Source organism: Amycolatopsis sp. MtRt-6 (assembly GCF_017308975.1).
In the GTDB taxonomy this organism is placed as follows: domain Bacteria; phylum Actinomycetota; class Actinomycetes; order Mycobacteriales; family Pseudonocardiaceae; genus Amycolatopsis.
On record NZ_JADWPD010000017.1, the window covers coordinates 84,933 to 102,717 of the forward strand.

The following is a 17,785-nucleotide window of genomic DNA, read 5'->3' on the forward strand; positions in this document are numbered from 1 at the left end:
TCAGGCCACCTGCTCTTCCACGAGACCGATGCGCTCGAGCGTGCGGGCCGGCATGAACCGCAGCATCGACACCGTCACGGCCGGCACGAGCAGCGTGATGCCGCCCAGCCAGGTGACCGAGAGGTGACCGTTCGCGATGGCGCCGAACCAGGAGTGGATCGCGATCAGGCCGACGGCCGGGTACGCGCAGCGGTGCAGCCACAGCCACCGCCGGTAGGACGTGAAGCGCTGCAGGCCCGCGGTGAGGAAGATGGCGAACATGACCTCGAAGCCGACGATGCCCGCGATGTGCCGCGCTTCCTGGCCGGAACCGAACGGGATGAACATGTAGCCGAAGCTGTACGGCTGGACCGTCAGGTAGGTGAAGCCCAGCGCGTGGACCATGCCGAAGATGATCGTCGCGGTGGCCAGCACCATGTGCGTGCTGCGCAGGCCCTTCCGGCCGGTGACCGAGCGGATCCAGCCGGTCGCGGTGAGCACGCCCCAGGTGAGCGTCAGCATCGCGGCCCCGTAGGACGTCCGGGCGGCGAAGGCCGCGAGGCCGCGGGCCGCCGGGTCGGTCTTCGGCTGGAACTCCTGGGTCAGGAAGAGCGTTGCTTCGTGCCAGGTCTCAACCATGGCTACCCCCGGTTCTCGCGGTGGCCGGCCGGGACGTCCTGGCGCGGCCACGGTTGCTCTTGATCTGGCGCAGCGCGTAGAACAGACCGCCCCCGAGCAGGAGGAACAGCGCCGCCACCACGGCGATCTGGGACGTGTCGAGGCCGAGCGGTTCGCCGACGGGCGCCGAGGTGGTGGAGACGGCCGGGGCGGGCAGCGCGGTGTAGTCGACCATCCCGGTGCTCTCGAGGATCGTCATGTGCCGCATCACGGCCTGGTTGCCGACGGTGGCGAAGGCCCGCACGTCGGCGTTGCGGGTGCCGGCCCGCAGCTGCGCGAGGACGGCGAACACCGACCCGTGGGCGGCACGCAGCCGGTTGGCGAAGACCCGGTCGAACTCCGGGCCGGGGGCGGCGGCCATCTGCTCGGCCAGCCAGCCGCGCTGTTCCTCGGACGGCTGGTCGGGCACCGGCGAGTTCAGCTTCTGCGAGAGGGCGCGGGTCGCCACGTCGAGGCGGCCGTGGTCCATCATGATCGCGAAGCCGACCTGCTGGACGATCGGGCTGCCCTTCTGCATCGCCATCATGCCCGACGGCATCTCCCACAGACCGGCCTGGCGGACCTTGGTCAGCAGCACCGCGTCGGTGTCGGAGATCGCGGTGGACTCCGTCTGGGCGAGCGAGGCCGAGCCCGGTGCGAGCAGCGCCAGCACCAGCGCCACGACGAAGAGGATCCGGACCAGGGGGCGGGAACGTTCGAGGACCGACGGGGTTTCGAAGTCGAACCCGGCGAGCTCAGACGCCGAACGCATTTTGCCTCCACTCGTCCTGGGTCAACGTGATCTTCTTGCCGTCCGGCGCGATCGGGTACCACGCCTGGTCGAGGCCCTGGCCGGAGGTGTCGGCCGGTTCGGTGTCGCCGGTGTAGTGGTACAGCGGCCACCCGGCGAGGGTCTGTTGCGGGGTGCCGTCGGGGCGGGTGATCTGGCCGATCAGCGACTGGTCGACGTCGATCGGTGCCAGGTTGCCGGGCTTGACCGGGATCCACTTGGCCGCGCACTGACCGGTGCAGTTCGACCGCGAGGGGTTGGGGGTGTCCCGGTCGTAGCGGTAGATGGTGTACCCGGTCCCGTCGACGAGCATGAGCCCGAGGTCGAACGTCTTCGCCCCCCTGAGCTGGCTCTTCGCCGGGTTGTTCGGGTCGGCGGTGATGCCCTGCGGCATCGGCAGGACGACCTGGCCCTGCTGCTGCATGCCGGGCATCTGCATCCCGGCGGCGCCGCCGGCCGCGTAACCACCACCGGGGGTGGCCGCGCCTGCGGTACAGGCGGTGAGCAAGGCGAGTGCGGTGAGGCACACGGCGGCGGGGACCACCGGGCGGGGAATGCGGATCACTGCTCCTCCGTGGGGCATGACTACGCGCTGTTGCCGGTAGTGCAACGGAAAAGGGCGCGAAAGATCCACAGTGGACATTCGGTCCGGAGTGGATGCGGAGCGTTGCGGGGGACAACGCCTGGTCGGGGTCTTCGGTAGGGGATACGGACACGGTCCGGAAACGGTTCAAAAAAGTTTTGCCCGCGGTTTGCGGCCCGGAAGTACTGGACGTAGGCCGTCCGGCCCACCAGGATGTCCCGCGTGGGACGGCACACCCGAGCGCTGAGATCCGTCGATCAGGAAGCCTTCGCCGAGTCCGGCGACGGCCACGACGATCTGGCGAAGGCGCTCTACCAGGAATTCGGCGGGTCGCTGATGGCGTTCGCGCTGCGGCTGACCGGTCACGACCGGCAGTGGGCCGAAGACGTCGTCCAGGAGACCCTGATCAAGGCGTGGCGGAACGCCGACAAGCTCGACCGCCAGCCGGAGATGCTCCGTGCCTGGTTGTTCACGGTGGCCCGGCGTATCGTGATCGACGGCTGGCGCAGCCGCAGCGTCCGGCCCCAGGAGCTCGAGGAGATCGAATCCGACGCGATCGCGGTGTCCGACGAATCGGACCGGACGCTCGCCGCGATGATCGTTTACGAGGCGCTGCAGGGCCTTTCGCCCGAGCAGCGGGAGGCCATCCAGCAGACCTACCTGCGCGATCGGACCGTGAACGAGGTCGCGGCGACCCTCGGCGTGCCCCCGGGCACCGTCAAGTCCCGCATCCACCACGCCGTCCGCGCCCTGCGCCGAGCCTTGCGCGAGCGGGGGTGAACTGAGCGTGGCCGGATCACCGCACACCGACGTCGCCGCCTACGTGCTCGGCGTCCTCAGCGAGGCCGAGAACACCCAGTTCGAAGCCCACCTGATGAACTGCCCGCACTGCCAGCTCGACCTGATCGAGCTCTACCAGCTGCCGGACGTCCTCGACCTGGTGAAGCGCAGCTGGCCGGAGCCGCCGATGCCGGCGCCCAGCCCGCGCACGCTGTCGCCGGGCCCCCGGGTGCTGCGCGGCCTCATGGAAGAGGCCGCGGTGAAGCGCCGCCGCCGTCGCCGGATCGGCATCCTCGCCGGGGCCGCGGCCGCGGCGGCCGTCATCGCCGGCCCGCTGGTGACCCTGGCGGTCCGGCCGGCCGACGCCGTCCCGCCCGCCTCGCTCGCCGCCCCGAGCACCAAGCAGCCGCCGCCGAGTGTCCTGGCGACGTCCACCCCACCGCCCGGGGGCGCCCAGGGCCAGCCCGGGGGCGGCCAGACGTACGGCCGCGGCAGTGGTGGGTCCGCCGTCAGCGCCCTGGTCACCGTTTCGCCGGTGGAGTGGGGCAGCCGCGTCGAGCTCGAGCTGCGCGGGATCGTCGGGCCGGTGAAGTGCCAGCTGGTCGCCATCCCGGTGACCGGGGCCGAGCGCGTCGTCTCCAGCTGGTCGGTGCCACCCAAGGGGTTCGGCATCCCCGGCTCGCCCGAACCGTTGCGGCTGCAGGGTTCGGTCTCCCTGGCGATGGACCAGATCGGCCGGTTCGAGGTCCGCGGTGAGGACGGCACGGTCCTCGTCGTCGTCCAGCGCTGAATCTCTTTCTTTTCGGTGCAACGCCCTGACCTGGGTCAATGCTGCCCGGTTGCGTTCCGGTAGATAACGAACAGATAACGGGCCGGTCGCTTTTGAACCTCGGGGCGCTCATGTCCGTATCCCCCAATGCATCCCCCGATGCATCCCGACAGCCGGAACCGCAAGCATCCCGACTCAGGTTCCGTGCGATCTCAAGCTCAATAAACGGTAGTTCTTGCCCGGGCTGCCGCGCCGTTGGCGCGCGCCCGGAAAAACGAACGAGGTGAACTGATCTATGGCCCGGAATTCTCGGTCCCCCGTGACGGGCAAGCACCGCGTTGCCCGCCGAACCAAGATCGCGATGGGTGCGATCGGCCTGGCGATCGCCGTCGGCGCGCTCGCCGTCGCGGTCACCACGGGCCGCACGGGCGAAGCCAGGGCGGATGGCGCGGACCCGTCGTTCTACATCGACATCAACCAGGTTCCCGCCGGTACCAATGTGAACGCGGCTCTGAAGAACAAGGGCACGAAGGGGTCCTTCACCGTCGACTGTGGAACGAACGCGGACGGTGCGCACCACAACCCGGACAACTTCATCGCCCAGCCCGGGATCAAGAACGGCGCCCAGCACCTGCACGACTACGTCGGCAACGTGACCACCGACGCCGATTCCAGCTTGAAGAGCCTGCTCGCCGGCGACACCACCTGCAAGAACGGTGATCAGTCGGCGTACTTCTGGCCCGTCATCCGCATCGACCGCGAGGACGAGGCGGCGAACAAGAGCAAGAACCAGCAGGCACAGCAGGAGCAGCAGGGCAAGACCGGCGACGTCCAGGAGGACAAGAGCGCCCAGGACGCCAAGGACGCGCAGGAGCAGAACCAGCGCGAGCGGCGTGGCCAGGGCGGCGGCCGGACCGGCCTGAGCGCCCAGCAGCAGGGTGATCAGAACGACGGTCAGCAGCAGGACCGCCAGCGCCGTCAGCGCGACCAGGAGCAGAACAACCAGCAGCAGGACCAGAACCAGAACGACCGGAACCAGAACAACCAGCAGGACCAGAACCAGCAGCAGGACCAGAACAACCAGCAGGACAAGAACGAGAACCAGCAGAACCAGAACCAGCAGAACCAGAACCAGGGTCAGCAGGAGGAAGAGCTCGGCGGCCCGCAGGGCGAGAACGAAGAGGTCGGCGACAACGACGGCGAGATCATCGAGCCGGAGGTCGCGGAGCTGAAGTTCATCGGCGGTGGCGCGCAGAACGTCGTCGCGATGCCGCTCGGGCTGAAGATCCTCTACGGTGACGCCAAGCAGAGCACGAACGGCCCGGCCAACGCCCGGCCCAGCTGGACCTGCACCGGGTTCGAGGACCGGCTGACCGACAAGTACCCGATCTGCCCGCAGGGCAGCAAGGTCCAGCGCATCCACGCCTTCCCGAACTGCTGGGACGGCAAGAACACCGACAGCGAGAACCACCGCACGCACATCGTGTTCGCCGACCAGCAGGGCAAGTGCCCGCAGGGGTTCAAGAACGTGCCCCAGCTGCAGATCACCCTGGTCTACGACATCCCGCAGGACGTCCAGGTCAACAAGCAGTACAAAGTGGACGCCTTCGCGCAGGAAGAGCACAACCCGCGTTCCGACCACGACGACTTCGCGAACGTGATGAGCAATCAGATCATGGGCCGCCTGGTCAACTGCATCAACTCCGGCCGGACCTGCGCCGAATAACGACATAGTCAGTTCACTTCGGTCACTTCGAGAGCAGGAGGGAGAACTTCCGATGAACCGTGCTCGCCCGGTTGCCGCGCTGCCGCTCGCCACGGCCGGACTCGCGCTGGTCGCGGCCTGCGGGACCAACCCGTACGCCACGTCCGGTGCCGGTCGGCCAGTCGTGCTCGGCGCGCAGCCGGCGAGCGCGGTTCCGGCAGGCACCACGGCCCGGCTGATATCGTCCACTGTGGACGGGTTGGGCACGGTGCTGGCCGACGCGGAAGGGCACACGCTCTACCGCTACGCGAAGGACACGGCCGGCCCGGCCACGGCGACCTGCGCCGGCCCGTGCGCGCTGACGTGGCCCCCGCTGGTGTCCGACGTCCCGGCGATCGCCGCCGGGGTCGAGGCCCGGCTGGTGGGCTCGGTGACCCGGCCCGACGGCCGCAAGCAGGTGACCGTCGGCGGCTGGCCGGTCTACCGGTACGCGAAGGACACGGGCCCGGGCATCGCGCTCGGCCGCGACGTCAGCGCGGACTGGTCGGCGATCACGCCGACGGGCCGGAAGGCGAACCCCGCAACGGTCGAGACGGCCGAGGCCCCCGGCCTCGGCACGATCCTCACGGACGCGGACGGCCGCACGCTGTACCTGTTCACCAAGGACGGCAAGGGATCCGGGAAGTCCACGTGCGACGCGTCCTGCGCGAGCAAGTGGCCACCGCTCCCGGCGGACGGCCGGGTGACAGCGGCCGCCGGCATCGACCCGGGCCTGATCGGCCGCATCCGCAGGGCGGACGGAACGAGCCAGGTGACGATCGGAGGCTGGCCGGTGTACACGTACGAACAGGACGCGCCGGGCGAAGCGAGCGGCCACGGAGCGGCCGGCGCCTGGTACGCCCTGGAGCCCAACGGCTGCAAGGCCGAGCCGGTGGCCCGAAGCCCGGAGATCCGGCAGGCCCTGGCACCCACGACCGGCGGGGAGTAACCCGCCCCAAAATCCCCGGCCCGGCGGACACTTCCCTCCACCTCACCCCCCGAGTCCGCCGGGCCGGTTGCACCACAACGGAAAAGCGGGTCACCACCCGCACCAACCCAGCGGGACCCCGGTCCCGCACCGAAATCGCGGGGCCCCGGCCCCGCACGACAACCGCGGGACGTGGTCCCGTACCGAAATCGCGGGGCCTTGGTCCCGCACCCCGAGCCCCGGCCCGGTGGACGCTTTCCCTCCACCTCACCCCCCCCCCGAGTCCATCGGGCCGGTTGTTTCACCGCAGGAAACAGCGGGAGTTGGTCCCGCATCGAGATGGCGGGGCCTTGGTCCCGCACCCCGAGCCCCGGCCCGGTGGACGCTTTCCCTCCACCTCACCCCCCCCGAGTCCATCGGGCCGGGATTCTTCACCCCACCGATCCGGCCGAGCCGGATCAGCGAAGGAGGAAAAGGCGGGAGTCGCTCCCGCCCGCGAGTTCCGGCCGGTGGACGCTTCCCTCCACCTCACCCCTATCCACCGCGCCGGAACCCTTCCTCACCACACGAGATCCGTCCCTCCAACTCCGCGAACCGACCCTCCAGATCGGCGAGTCGTCTCCGCAATCACGCGTGATGCCCCTTCAATCACGCGAGTTGCCTCTCCAATCACGCGTGATGCCTCCGCAATCACACGCGATACCCCTCCAGCCACACGAGACCCCCAGCGAGATCCGCCTCCCATCACGCGACTCCCGTCGCGAATCACGCGAGTTCCGCCAAGGCCCCGGCCGGTGGCCGCCCCTCGGTCACCGGGCCGGCCCACTCTCCGCGGACCCCGAATCCCCGGTCCCGGGGGATGCTTCCCTCCACCTCACCCCCCTCATCCCCCGGATCGGTGAACGCTGCGGTCCCCGTGCTCCGGCGCGGGGACCGCGGCCCAGAAATCCAACGGCACCCGGCCCGTACCCCGGCCCGCGAAGTCGAGCAACCGGCCCATCAGCTTGACGCTCCGCAGCGTCACCGCCCGGCCGGTGACCTCCAGCCACGGCAGCTTCGCTGCCAGCCGGGCTTCCAAAACGAGCACGTCCTGCGGCGTAGGCAGCCACACCACCAGCATCAGGTTCTCGGCCGCGGTCAGCGCCGCGCACATCCGCACCTCCGGTGCCATCGCCAGCGACCGGGCCGTCGTCTCCAGCTTGTCCGGGGGCACGCGCACCCAAAGTGTCACCGTCACCGGTGCCGGTGACACCGACCGCGCGATCTCGCACCGGACGCGGATCGCGCCGCGGCTCAGCAAGCCGTCCAGCCGGCGGCGCACCGTCGTCGCCCCGATGCCCAACGAGCCCGCCAGTGCCGCCGCCGACGCGCGGGCGTCCGCTCCCAACGCCAAGATCAGCTCCCGGTCCGCCGAATCGAACCGCAGGGGCGACCGCCGGCGAGCCGGCTTCGGTGACAGCGCCTCGCGCTGGCCCGGCGAGATCGCCCGCACCCGCCACCGGCTGCCCTCGGTGAACATCCGCGGCGACAGCGTCGTCCGCACCCGCGTCACGCCCGGCACCGTCGCCACCCGGCTCGCCACGTGCGCCCCCAGCTCCCGCAACGACGGTGCGACGACGTGGGCGAGCAGGTCGCACGGCCCCGCCACGTGCTCGACGGTGGCCACGTGGACGTCCGAAGCCAGCGCGAAAGCGACGGAAAGCGCCGCCCCGGGCGCGCAGTCGATCGCCACGAAGGCCAGCGCCAGCCGCGCGGCCAGCTCTCCGCCGGCGTACGCGGTCAGCCAGGCGTCCCCGCGCTCCACGAGCGCGTCCCAGCGCCGGGCCGCGGTCACCGCGCCCACGCCGAGCGCGCGGCCGAGCGTCGACCACGACGCCCGCGGCGCCGCCTGGAGCGCGTCGGCCAGTTTGAGGTCCTGCTCGGCCAACATGGCGGATTCTTCGCTCATCAGCCCTCGAGACGGTGGTTTCTGCGGATTTCCCCGGCCATTGTGCGCGACTCTCGCATGATCGGCGGATGACCCTGCGTTCCGATGCCGCCCTCCTGCTCGGCGACCTGGTCGCCCTCCGCCGCGAACTGCACAAAATCCCCGAAATCGGACTGCATCTGCCGCGCACCCAGGAACGGGTCCTCACCGCGCTGGACGGCCTGCCGCTCGAAATCACCCTCGGCAAGAACCTCTCGTCGATCACCGCCGTCCTCCGCGGCGGCAAGAAAGGCGGCACCGTCCTGCTGCGCGGCGACATGGACGCGCTCCCGGTCATGGAGGCCAGCGGCGAGGAGTTCACCTCGACCCACGACGGCGCCATGCACGCCTGCGGCCACGACCTCCACACGGCCGGCCTCGTCGGCGCCGCCCGGCTGCTCGCCGCCCGCCGGAAAGACCTCCCCGGCGACGTCGTCTTCATGTTCCAGCCGGGCGAAGAGGGCTGGGACGGCGCCGGCCACATGATCGACGAAGGCGTGCTGACGGCGTCCGGCAGGCCCGTCGACGCCGCCTACGGCCTGCACGTTTCGGCCGCCAGCTACGCCAAGGGCCACTTCGTCGCCCGGCCCGGCACGCTGATGGCGGCGTCCGGTGCTCTCGAGGTCCGGGTAAAGGGTGACGGCGGCCATGGCTCGTCGCCGCACGACGCCCGCGACCCGATCCCCGCCGCCTGCGAGATGGTGACCGCGCTGCAGACCATGGTCACGCGCACCTTCGACGTCTTCGACCCGGTCGTGATCACCGTCGGCTCGTTCCACGCCGGCACCCGGCGCAACATCATCCCGGACGACGCGGTGTTCGAGGCGACGCTGCGGTCCTTCTCGCCGGAGGTCGCGGCGCGGGTGGGCGAACGCGCGGTGCGGGTCTGCCGCGGCATCGCGCAGGCGCACGGCCTCGACATCGATGTCACCTACGAACCCGAGTACCCCGCGACGGTCAACGACGCCGATGCCTACGACTTCGTGGCCGCCACGATCCGCGACGTCTTCGGCGAGGAGCGCTTCACCGAGATGGCCGATCCGATCACCGGTTCGGAGGACTTTTCCCGTGTCCTCGAACGGGTTCCCGGTGCCTACCTGTTCCTCGGCGCGTGCCCCACGGACCCGGCGACCGCCCCGGACAACCACTCGCCGCGCGCCCGTTTCGACGACAGCGTGCTCGGCGACGGCGCCGCGCTGCTGGCCGAACTCGCCGTCCGCCGGCTCGGGCTCCTGGCGGAGTGACGCCCGTGCGCAGCTACCACTGGCCCCCGCTGCTGCCCGTGCTCGCCCTGGTCCTGATGCCGTTCCTGCCGTTCGTCAACACCACCGGGCTCTGGCTCGGCCTGCCGCGGATGATGGTGTGGGGCGCCTTCTGGTGCCTCATGTTCACCCCGGCGCTGCTGCTCTCGGAACGCCTGATGCGCGCCGCGGGGGAGGACGACGAATGATCCTGGCCTTCACCCTCGTGGGCATCGCGGGAATCGGCGTCCTGGGTTTCGTCGGCCGTCGCCGTCCGGCCGCGGACCTGTCCGAGTGGACCGTCGGCGGCCGCCGCTTCGGCGCCGTGACCATGTGGTTCCTCCAGGCGGGGGAAGTGTTCACCACCTTCACCTTCCTCGGCATGGCCGGCCTCGCGTTCTCCGGCGGCGTCGCCGCGATGTACGCGCTGCCGTACGTCCCGATCGCCTACGTCGTGCTGTTCTTCCTCGCGAAACGCCTGTGGACGATGGGGAAGGAGCGCGGCTACCTCACCCAGGGCGACTTCCTCGAGGACCGCTACGGCAGCCGGACGCTCGGGACGCTGTCCGCGGTGCTCGGCGTCGTCTTCGTGCTGCCCTACCTGCAGCTGCAGATCACCGGGCTCGGGCTGATCGTCCGGCTGGTCACCGGCGACAGCGCGTCCGGGACGCTCAGCATGGTGGCCGGCAGCGTGCTGGTGGTCGCGTTCGTGCTGTGGGCCGGGTTGCGCGGCGTCGCGGCGACGTCCTACTTCAAGGACGGCATCATGCTGGTCGCGCTCGTGGTGCTGATCATCGCCGTGCCGACGCACTTCGCGGGCGGCGTCTCGGGCGTTTTCCACAAGATCGAACAGCTGCACCCGGAAAAGCTGATCGTCCACAGTGGAGCCAACGACCACGTCTGGTTCGTGACGAGCATGCTGGTCAGCGCGATCGGCGTCGGGCTGATGACGCTGCCGCACTCGTGGCCGGCGCTGGTGTCGGCGCGCGACCCGAAGGTGCTGCGCCGCAACTACGCCTGGATGCCGGTGTACGAGCTGAGCCTGCTGTTGCCGATGGTGATCGGCTTCGCGGCGATCCTCGTGGTGCCGAAGGGGAGTGATCCGAACGGCGTATTGCTGTCGCTGTCGAAGGACGCCTTGCCCGGCTGGGTGACCGGCATCGTCGTGGTCGCCGCGACGGCCACCGCGATGGTGCCGGCGGCCGGGATCCTGATCGGCATCTCGTCGCTGGTGGCGCGCAACATCGTGCGCGTCCGCAGCGGCCGCCGGCAGTTCTGGATCAACCACGGCACGGTTGTGCTCGCGAGTACTCTTGCCCTCGTGCTCGGGATCTTCCGGCCGGACCTGCTGGCCAACCTGCTGCTGCTGACCTATTCGGGGTCGGTCCAGCTGGCCCCGGCGAACCTGCTGGGCTTCCTGCGGCGGGTGCCGGTCGGCAAGGGCCCGGTGCTGGCCGGGCTGGTCGCCGGCGAGCTCGTGGTGATCTGGCTGACCTTTGTGGACAAACACCTCGTGGGCACGGTCAACGTCGGCCTGGCCGGGCTCGGCGTGAACGTCGTCGTGCTCGCGCTGGCCGCGGTGGTGGCGCCGCGACGGACTGCTCTCGTGGAGGCGGCGTGACGCGCACGGTGTTCACCGGCGGCTCGGTGTTCGACGGCACCGGCGCGGACCCGGCACCGGCCGACGTCGTCGTCGAGCACGGCCGGATCGTCGACGTCGGGACGGACCTCGACGGCGACGAGGGCGTCGACTGCGCCGGCACGGTGCTGCTGCCCGGGCTGTTCGACTGCCACGTGCACGTGACGGTGTCCGACATCGGGCTGCTGTCGCGGGTGCAAAAGCCGTTCTCCTACCAGTTCTACGAGGCCGCGCGGAACCTGTGGGCGACGCTGGGCCTGGGCATCACGACGGTCCGCGACGCGGCGGGCGCCGACCTCGGCATCAAGCAGGCGGTGGACGACGGCCTGATCCCGGGGCCGCGGCTGCAGATCTCCATCGGCCTGATCAGCCCGACCGGCGGCCACGGCGACGCGTGGCACCCGTCGGGGCTGTGCGTGCCGCTGATGGTCCCGCACCCGGGCCGGCCGGAGACGACGGTCAACGGCCCCGACGAGATGCGCCGGGTGGCCCGGACGTTGCTGCGCGCGGGCGCCGACGTGCTCAAGGTGTGCACGACCGGCGGCGTGCTGTCCCCGCGCGACGACCCCCGGCACTCGCAGTTCACCCCGGAGGAACTGGACGTCCTGGTGACGGAGGCGGCCATGCAGGGCCGCCCGGTGATGGCGCACGCCCAGGGCGCGGCGGGCATCAAGAACGCGGTCCGCGCGGGCGCGCGCTCGATCGAGCACGGCATCTACCTCGACGACGAGGCGATCGAGCTGATGCTCGGCCACGGAACCTGGCTGGTCCCGACGCTGATCGCGCCGGTGAACGTGGTCCGCGCGGCGGACGCGGGCGTCGACCTCCCGGCGGCGGTGGTGGCGAAGGCCCGCGAAGTGGTGGAGGCGCACCGGGATTCCCTGCGCCGCGCGTATGCGGCGGGGGTCCGGATCGCGATGGGCACGGACAGCGGGGTGGGCCCGCACGGGACGAACCTGGAGGAGCTGGCCCTGATGGCGGCGTGCGGCATGACACCGGGCGACGTCCTGGAGGCGACGACGTCCTCGGCGGCGCGGCTGATGGGCCTGGACGGCGAGCTGGGCCGGATCGAACCGGGCCTGCGCGCGGACCTCGTGCTGGTGGCCGGGGACCCGTACGACTTCCCGGCGCTGGCGTCGAACATCCGGGAGGTCTGGAAGGACGGCATCCGGGTCGTCTGATCGGGAGTGTCGTCCGCCCGATCACGCGTGTCGTCCGTCAGGGCTCCGGGTTCAGCAGGTCCGTCAGCGCCGCGGCGAACTTCGCCGGGTTGCGCTGCGGCGCCAGGTGCGCCCCCGGCATCTCGGTGAACGGCAATCCCAGCTCCAGGGCCAGGATCTTCGCCGGCTGGTAGTGGTAGCGGCCGCGGCTGCCCTCGCCCGCCACCGGGAAGATCTCCGTGCTCGCCTTGCGCAGCGCCCGCAGGTCCGGCAGGTAGTCGAAGAACTCCGTCAGCTCGCGGTCGAACAGCCGGATCCAGTCGGCTTCGTGGGGGAGGCGGATGTTCGGCAGGTCCGGCAGGGCCGCGCCGGCGATGGCGTCCGCGAAGCGCGTCACCGCCGCCATCAGCTCACCCGACCGGGCCAGCCGGACCTGTTCCGCCGCCGCTTCGAGCCAGCCGCCCGCGTCCGGCATCAGGTGGACCGCCGGGGGTTCGTGCGCGACCAGCGTCGTCACGCGGTCCGGGTACCGGGCGACGAGGTCGAGGCCGATCAGCGCGCCCGCGCTGGAGCCGAACACCTGCGCCGGGCCGTCGGCCGCGTGGTCGAGGACCGCCAGCGCGTCGTCGGCCTGCCGGGCCACCGGGACCGGGCCCGTCGTCGTGTCCGTGCTGCCGAAGTGCCCGCGGCGGTCGTAGGTGATCACGGTGTACTCCGCGTACAGCTGCTTCGCGAGCGCGCGGTAGGAGTCACCCGATCCGGTGCCTCCGGCGATCAGCAGCAGGGCCGGGCCCTCGCCGCCGCGGCGGACGAGGAGCTCGCCGTCCTCCACCGGGCAACGGCTTTCCGAGATCATGCCTCGAAGTGAAGCACAACCTGTTCACCCGACCGCGTGGTGGTCGGCCCCGTCGGACTGCTAGAGCCGCTCGATGATCGACGCCGTGGCCAGTGCGCCGCCCGCGCACATCGTCACCAGTGCCGTCGTGGCGTCGCGGCGCTCCAGCTCGTGCAACGCCGTCGTCAGCAGGCGGGCGCCCGTGCTGCCCACCGGGTGGCCGAGGGCGATCGCGCCGCCGTTGACGTTGACCCGGGACGGGTCCGGCGCAACCACCTGCTGCCACGACAACGCGACCGACGCGAACGCCTCGTTGACCTCGAACAGATCCACGTCACCCACCGTCATCCCGGCCCGGGACAGCACCCGTTCCGTCGCGCGGATCGGGCCGTCCAGGTGGTAGTACGGCTCGGCGCCGACCAGTGCCTGGGCGACGATCCGGGCGCGCGGACGCAGGCCCAGCGCCTGCGCGCGGTCGGCGTCCAGCAGGAGCAGGGCCGCCGCGCCGTCGGAGATCTGGGACGACGTGCCCGCCGTGTGGATGCCGTCCTCGACCACCGGCTTGAGCCGGGCGAGGCCTTCGACCGTCGTCTCGCGCAGGCCCTGGTCGCGGGTGACCAGCCGGGTCTCGCCGGTCGGCGCACCGTCCGCGGAAAGGACAGGCGCCTTCACCGGCACCACCTCGCGGTCGAAGTGGCCGGCTTCCCAGGCGGCCGCCGCCTTCTGCTGGGAGGCCGCGCCGAAACTGTCGACGTCCTCGCGGGTCAGCCCGCGGCGGACCGCGATCCGCTCGGCCGCGCCGTACTGGTTGGGCAGGTCGATCGACCACGACGACGGCCGCGGCGACGCACCGGCGCGGTTCGTGCCCAGCGGGACCCGGCTCATCGCCTCGACCCCGCACGCGACGCCGGCCTCGATGGCGCCCGCGGCGATCAGGCCGGCGATCAGGTGGGTGGCCTGCTGCGCCGAGCCGCACTGGGCGTCGATCGTCGTCGCGCCCGCCGTCTCGGGCAGGCCCGCGTGCAGCCACGCCGTGCGCGTGACGTTGTTCGACTGCTCACCGGCCTGCGTGACGCAGCCGCCGATGAGCTGTTCGACGAGGGCCGGGTCGATCCCGGCGCGGTCCAGCAGGGCGAGCTGCGCGGCGCCCAGCAGCTCGGCCGCGTGCAGGCCGGCCAGCAGCCCGTTCCGCTTGCCGATCGGGGTCCGCACGGCTTCGACGATGACCGGCACGCCCATGTCGTCCCTTTCGTCGGGAAACACTGTTCACTGCCTCAAAAACTAGAACAAGTTATCGTTTATGGCAAGTCTGCGCAGGCTCGACCCCTTCTTGATCTTTCCGTGGTGAGCGCACGCTCACCTGGCCTCATCGGTTAAGTAAACGGGTTTCACTTACGGTCTTCCCTTGGTTAACACCGTATGCTTCAATCCAACCTAGAACGTGTTACAAGCCGAACCGTGGGAGGCAACGTGGCCGCTCCGCTCATCCCCGCCGGGTTCGACTTCACCGATCCCGATCTGTTGGCAGAGCGACTTCCCGTCGCCGAGTTCGCCGAGCTGCGGCGGACCGCCCCGGTGTGGTGGAACCCCCAGAAGCACAACACCGCCGGCTACCGCGACGACGGGTACTGGGTCGTCTCGCGCCACGCGGACGTCAAGGAGGTCTCCCGCGACAGCACGCTGTACTCGTCGCGCGAAAAGACCGCCATCATCCGCTTCGACGAGAACATGACCGAGGACAACCTCGAGGCGAACCGCCTGGTGCTGCTCAACATGGACGCCCCCCAGCACACGAAGCTGCGGCGGATCGTGTCGAAGGGCTTCACCCCGCGGTCCATCTCGAAGCTCGAGGACACGCTGCGCGACCGCGCCGAGCGGATCGTCTACGAAGCGCGCAAGAAGGGGTCGGGCGACTTCGTCACCGACGTCGCGTGCGAGCTGCCGCTGCAGGCGATCGCCGAGCTGATCGGCATCCCGCAGGACGACCGGCTCAAGATCTTCGACTGGTCCAACCAGATGGTCGCCTACGACGACCCCGAGTACGAGGTCGCGCCGCTGGAAGCGTCCGCCCAGCTCGTGGGGTACGCCTGGAACATGGCCGAGGACCGGCGCAAGTGCCCGATGGACGACATCGCCACCAAGCTCGTCCAGGCCGACGTCGACGGCGAATCGCTGGGCTCGGACGAGTTCGGCTTCTTCGTCATCCTGCTCGCCGTCGCCGGCAACGAGACCACGCGCAACGCCATCACCCACGGCATGAAGGCGTTCCTGGACCACCCGGATCAGTGGGCGCTGTTCAAGGAGCAGCGGCCGAAGACCGCGCCCGACGAGATCGTCCGCTGGGCCAGCCCGATCGTCGCGTTCCAGCGCACGGCCACCCGTGACACCGAGCTGGGCGGCGCGCAGATCCGCAAGGGCGACCGCGTCGGCATGTTCTACAGCTCGGCCAACTTCGACCACGAAGTCTTCGAGGACCCGGAGAAGTTCGACATCCTCCGCGAGGACAACCCGCACGTCGGCTTCGGCGGCACGGGGTCGCACTACTGCATCGGCGCCAACCTGGCCCGCCTGGAGATCGACCTGATCTTCAACGCGATCGCCGACGTGATGCCGAACATCACCGAGGCGGCGCCGCCGGTGCGGCTGCGGTCGAGCTGGCTGAACGGCATCAAGCACTACCCGGTGAACTACGCCTGACCGCCGCGGCCGGGCCGCGGCGCCGCCATCCGGCGGGCCGTGGCCCGGCCGGGGTGACATCATGACCCGATGGCAGTGCGAGCGACCGTGGACGTCGAGTTCGCCATCCGCGTCACCCGGCCCGGGCCCGCGGCGATCGCGGTCGCCGCGGCGCACGCCGACACCGAGGAACTGACCGTCTCCTGGCACGGGGTCAGCGAACTCGCCGAGTTCGCGCACGGCACCCGGGCCGAGGTCTTCGACCTGCCCACCGGCGAGCACCGCGTCACCTACCACGCCGAACGCGTGCTGGGCGAACCCGAGCCCGAGCCCGTCACACTCACCGACGTCGCCGTGTTCACCCGGCCGAGCCGGTACTGCCCGTCCGACCGCGTCGCCGGGCTGGTCCCGCCGGAAATCGTGAAGCTCAAGAACGCCGGCAAGCAAGTCGAGGCCATCGTCCGGCACGTCCACAACAGACTGTCCTATGTGGTCGGTGCGAGCCGGCCGACCGACGACGCGATCGACACCCTCCTGGCCGGTGAGGGCGTCTGCCGTGACTTCGCGCACGTCTGCATCACGCTCTGCCGCTTCCTCGACATCCCCGCGCGCTACGTCGGCGTCTACGCGCCCGGGCTCGCGCCGATGGACTTCCACGCCGTCTTCGAAGCCGCGGTCGACGGCCACTGGTACGTCTTCGACGCCACCCGCCTCGCGCCGCGGCAGACCATGCTGCGGATCTCCACCGGCCGCGACGCCGCCGACACCGCCTTCCTCGCCACGCTCGGCGGCGAACTCGACTTCCTCGGCAGCACCGTGTTCGCGACGACGGACGCCGCGCTGCCCGCCGACGACGGGTCCGGGCTGGTCGTTCTGGGTTGACCCCGCGTGTTGCCCGCGCCAAGACGGCCCCGGCTGGGTAGACAGTCTTCGTGAAGAGTTCCCCCAAGGCGCCGAGCCCCTGGGCCCGGGCACGAGCCCGGTACCGGTGGCTGGACCACATCGCCCGCGCGACCAACCGCTACATCGAGTCCGGCGGCTACCACTACGTCGCCTCGATCACCTACTTCAGCCTGCTGTCGCTGGTGCCGCTGCTGATGGTCGCCTCGTCGGTCGCCGGGTTCGTGCTGGCCACCCAGCCGCACCTGCTCGACACACTGGTGCACGCGATCGTCAGCACGCTGCCCGGCGGCCTCGGGGACAAGGCCACCGAACTGCTCACCGGCTTCGTCGAACAGCGGACCAGCGTCGGCGTGGTCGGCCTGGCCATCGGCCTGTACTCCGGCTGGAACTGGATGAACGCGGTGCGGGACTCGCTGACGGCGCTGTGGGGGCAGAACCGCTCGGACCAGCCGCTGCTGCGGCTGATCCTCGTCGACCTGCTCGCGCTGCTCGGCCTGAGCGCGGCGCTGCTCGTGTCGTTCACGCTCACCATCTCCGGCACCGCGCTCGGCAGCTACCTGCTCCGGCTCGCCGGCCTCGACGACACGAGCTGGGGGCACCAGCTCGTGTCGGCGTCGTCGGTGCCGCTGTCGCTGGCCGCCGACTGGCTGGTGTTCCTCTGGGTGCTCACCCGGCTGCCGCGGCAGAAGGTCGGCGTGCGCAGCGCGGTCCGCGGCGCGGTGGCGATGGCTGTCGGGTTCGAGGTGCTGAAGCTGGCCGGCGGGTTCTACCTCCGGCTCATCGGCGACTCGCCGACCGGGATCGCGTTCGGCTCGATCATCGGTCTCATCTTCTTCATCTCGCTCGTCGCCCGGCTGCTCGTCTACGTCACGGCGTGGACGGCGACCGGCTCGGACGCGCCACCGAAGCCGGTCCAGCCGCCCGCCCCGGTGGTGCTGAAGCCGGTGGTCGTGGTGGACCCGCCGCTGGCGGTGCCCGCCACGGTCGGCGTGGTCACCGGCGTGCTCGGGACCCTGCTCGCCCTCCGCTGGCGCCGCCGCTCCCGCCACTAGCGCCCCAATGTGGCCTTCGGTGCGTTGAACGCACCCAAGGCGGCCTTCGGTGCGTTGAACGCACCCAATGTGGCCTTGGGGCG

General features: G+C 70.7%; 17 protein-coding genes. 11 read left to right on the forward strand and 6 right to left on the reverse strand.

What is annotated here, in order from left to right; translation table 11 throughout:
- The 3 genes from I4Q55_RS26940 to I4Q55_RS26950 are packed head-to-tail and all read right to left on the reverse strand — an operon-like array spanning window position 1 to window position 1,991.
- A complete protein-coding gene (locus I4Q55_RS26940) occupies window positions 1–618 on the reverse strand; it encodes a ferric reductase-like transmembrane domain-containing protein (protein ID WP_206791475.1) in 618 nt (205 codons plus the stop codon).
- The gene (locus I4Q55_RS26945; RefSeq protein WP_206791477.1) at window positions 611–1,408 is read right to left on the reverse strand and encodes a DUF4142 domain-containing protein; all 798 of its coding nucleotides are present in this window, start codon (window positions 1,406–1,408) and stop codon (window positions 611–613) included. Before I4Q55_RS26945 ends, I4Q55_RS26940 begins: the two co-directional genes overlap by 8 nt.
- Window positions 1,392–1,991 carry a hypothetical protein gene (locus I4Q55_RS26950; protein ID WP_206791478.1) on the reverse strand — a complete coding sequence of 200 codons (600 nt, stop codon included), beginning with the start codon at window positions 1,989–1,991 and terminating at the stop codon, window positions 1,392–1,394. Before I4Q55_RS26950 ends, I4Q55_RS26945 begins: the two co-directional genes overlap by 17 nt.
- A gap of 240 nt (window positions 1,992–2,231) precedes the next feature.
- Between I4Q55_RS26950 and I4Q55_RS26955 the strand changes: the two genes are divergently transcribed.
- The 4 genes from I4Q55_RS26955 to I4Q55_RS26970 all read left to right on the forward strand — a co-directional run bounded on the left by I4Q55_RS26955 (window position 2,232) and on the right by I4Q55_RS26970 (window position 6,251).
- On the forward strand, window positions 2,232–2,789 hold the full coding sequence (locus tag I4Q55_RS26955) for a sigma-70 family RNA polymerase sigma factor (RefSeq protein WP_206791479.1): 558 nt from the start codon (window positions 2,232–2,234) through the stop codon (window positions 2,787–2,789).
- A gap of 7 nt (window positions 2,790–2,796) precedes the next feature.
- Window positions 2,797–3,579 carry a zf-HC2 domain-containing protein gene (locus I4Q55_RS26960; protein ID WP_206791480.1) on the forward strand — a complete coding sequence of 261 codons (783 nt, stop codon included), beginning with the start codon at window positions 2,797–2,799 and terminating at the stop codon, window positions 3,577–3,579.
- Window positions 3,580–3,853: 274 nt separating this feature from the next.
- Window positions 3,854–5,284, forward strand: coding sequence for a DUF1996 domain-containing protein (locus tag I4Q55_RS26965; RefSeq protein WP_206791481.1), 1,431 nt, complete (start codon window positions 3,854–3,856; stop codon window positions 5,282–5,284).
- Window positions 5,285–5,336: 52 nt separating this feature from the next.
- Window positions 5,337–6,251: a hypothetical protein gene (locus I4Q55_RS26970; protein WP_206791482.1), complete on the forward strand. Its 915-nt coding sequence runs from the start codon at window positions 5,337–5,339 to the stop codon at window positions 6,249–6,251.
- Window positions 6,252–7,113: 862 nt separating this feature from the next.
- Here I4Q55_RS26970 and I4Q55_RS26975 read toward each other — a convergent pair.
- Entirely contained in the window at window positions 7,114–8,178 is a 1,065-nt protein-coding gene (locus tag I4Q55_RS26975) for an Lrp/AsnC family transcriptional regulator (protein WP_242546807.1), read from the reverse strand.
- 68 nt (window positions 8,179–8,246) lie between these two features.
- On the opposite strand from I4Q55_RS26975, the gene I4Q55_RS26980 reads away from it, so the two are divergent.
- Genes I4Q55_RS26980 through I4Q55_RS26995 form a run of 4 tightly spaced genes read left to right on the forward strand, consistent with a single transcriptional unit; the run spans window position 8,247 to window position 12,257 of the window.
- Window positions 8,247–9,440, forward strand: a complete 1,194-nt coding sequence (locus I4Q55_RS26980; protein ID WP_206791483.1) for a M20 family metallopeptidase — start codon at window positions 8,247–8,249, stop codon at window positions 9,438–9,440.
- 5 nt (window positions 9,441–9,445) lie between these two features.
- Complete coding sequence (locus I4Q55_RS26985) at window positions 9,446–9,646, forward strand: hypothetical protein (RefSeq protein ID WP_242546860.1); 201 nt, start codon at window positions 9,446–9,448, stop codon at window positions 9,644–9,646.
- Window positions 9,643–11,058, forward strand: coding sequence for a sodium:solute symporter (locus tag I4Q55_RS26990; protein WP_206791486.1), 1,416 nt, complete (start codon window positions 9,643–9,645; stop codon window positions 11,056–11,058). Before I4Q55_RS26985 ends, I4Q55_RS26990 begins: the two co-directional genes overlap by 4 nt.
- A complete protein-coding gene (locus I4Q55_RS26995) occupies window positions 11,055–12,257 on the forward strand; it encodes an amidohydrolase family protein (protein WP_206791488.1) in 1,203 nt (400 codons plus the stop codon). The genes I4Q55_RS26990 and I4Q55_RS26995 overlap by 4 nt, the downstream gene beginning before the upstream one ends.
- A gap of 37 nt (window positions 12,258–12,294) precedes the next feature.
- On the opposite strand, the gene I4Q55_RS27000 is transcribed toward I4Q55_RS26995, so the two are convergent.
- Complete coding sequence (locus I4Q55_RS27000; protein ID WP_206791490.1) at window positions 12,295–13,092, reverse strand: alpha/beta fold hydrolase; 798 nt, start codon at window positions 13,090–13,092, stop codon at window positions 12,295–12,297.
- 60 nt (window positions 13,093–13,152) lie between these two features.
- Window positions 13,153–14,310 carry a steroid 3-ketoacyl-CoA thiolase gene (locus tag I4Q55_RS27005; protein ID WP_206791493.1) on the reverse strand — a complete coding sequence of 386 codons (1,158 nt, stop codon included), beginning with the start codon at window positions 14,308–14,310 and terminating at the stop codon, window positions 13,153–13,155.
- 231 nt (window positions 14,311–14,541) lie between these two features.
- On the opposite strand from I4Q55_RS27005, the gene I4Q55_RS27010 reads away from it, so the two are divergent.
- The 3 genes from I4Q55_RS27010 (at window position 14,542) to I4Q55_RS27020 (ending at window position 17,702) form a co-directional block, all read left to right on the forward strand.
- The gene (locus I4Q55_RS27010; RefSeq protein ID WP_206791495.1) at window positions 14,542–15,768 is read left to right on the forward strand and encodes a cytochrome P450; all 1,227 of its coding nucleotides are present in this window, start codon (window positions 14,542–14,544) and stop codon (window positions 15,766–15,768) included.
- Between the two features lie 69 nt (window positions 15,769–15,837).
- Complete coding sequence (locus I4Q55_RS27015; protein ID WP_206791497.1) at window positions 15,838–16,629, forward strand: transglutaminase family protein; 792 nt, start codon at window positions 15,838–15,840, stop codon at window positions 16,627–16,629.
- Between the two features lie 50 nt (window positions 16,630–16,679).
- Entirely contained in the window at window positions 16,680–17,702 is a 1,023-nt protein-coding gene (locus I4Q55_RS27020) for a YhjD/YihY/BrkB family envelope integrity protein (protein WP_206791499.1), read from the forward strand.
- The last annotated feature ends 83 nt before the right edge of the window (window positions 17,703–17,785 follow it).

Coding starts and splice junctions, on each gene's coding strand:
- I4Q55_RS26990 (WP_206791486.1), top strand. CDS start 9,643: ATGATCCTGGCCTTCACCCTCGTGGGCATCGCGGGAATCGGCGTCCTG.
- I4Q55_RS26970 (WP_206791482.1), top strand. CDS start 5,337: ATGAACCGTGCTCGCCCGGTTGCCGCGCTGCCGCTCGCCACGGCCGGA.
- I4Q55_RS26945 (WP_206791477.1), bottom strand. CDS start 1,408: ATGCGTTCGGCGTCTGAGCTCGCCGGGTTCGACTTCGAAACCCCGTCG.
- I4Q55_RS26975 (WP_242546807.1), bottom strand. CDS start 8,178: ATGAGCGAAGAATCCGCCATGTTGGCCGAGCAGGACCTCAAACTGGCC.
- I4Q55_RS27005 (WP_206791493.1), bottom strand. CDS start 14,310: ATGGGCGTGCCGGTCATCGTCGAAGCCGTGCGGACCCCGATCGGCAAG.
- I4Q55_RS27000 (WP_206791490.1), bottom strand. CDS start 13,092: ATGATCTCGGAAAGCCGTTGCCCGGTGGAGGACGGCGAGCTCCTCGTC.
- I4Q55_RS26965 (WP_206791481.1), top strand. CDS start 3,854: ATGGCCCGGAATTCTCGGTCCCCCGTGACGGGCAAGCACCGCGTTGCC.
- I4Q55_RS26980 (WP_206791483.1), top strand. CDS start 8,247: ATGACCCTGCGTTCCGATGCCGCCCTCCTGCTCGGCGACCTGGTCGCC.
- I4Q55_RS27015 (WP_206791497.1), top strand. CDS start 15,838: ATGGCAGTGCGAGCGACCGTGGACGTCGAGTTCGCCATCCGCGTCACC.
- I4Q55_RS26940 (WP_206791475.1), bottom strand. CDS start 618: ATGGTTGAGACCTGGCACGAAGCAACGCTCTTCCTGACCCAGGAGTTC.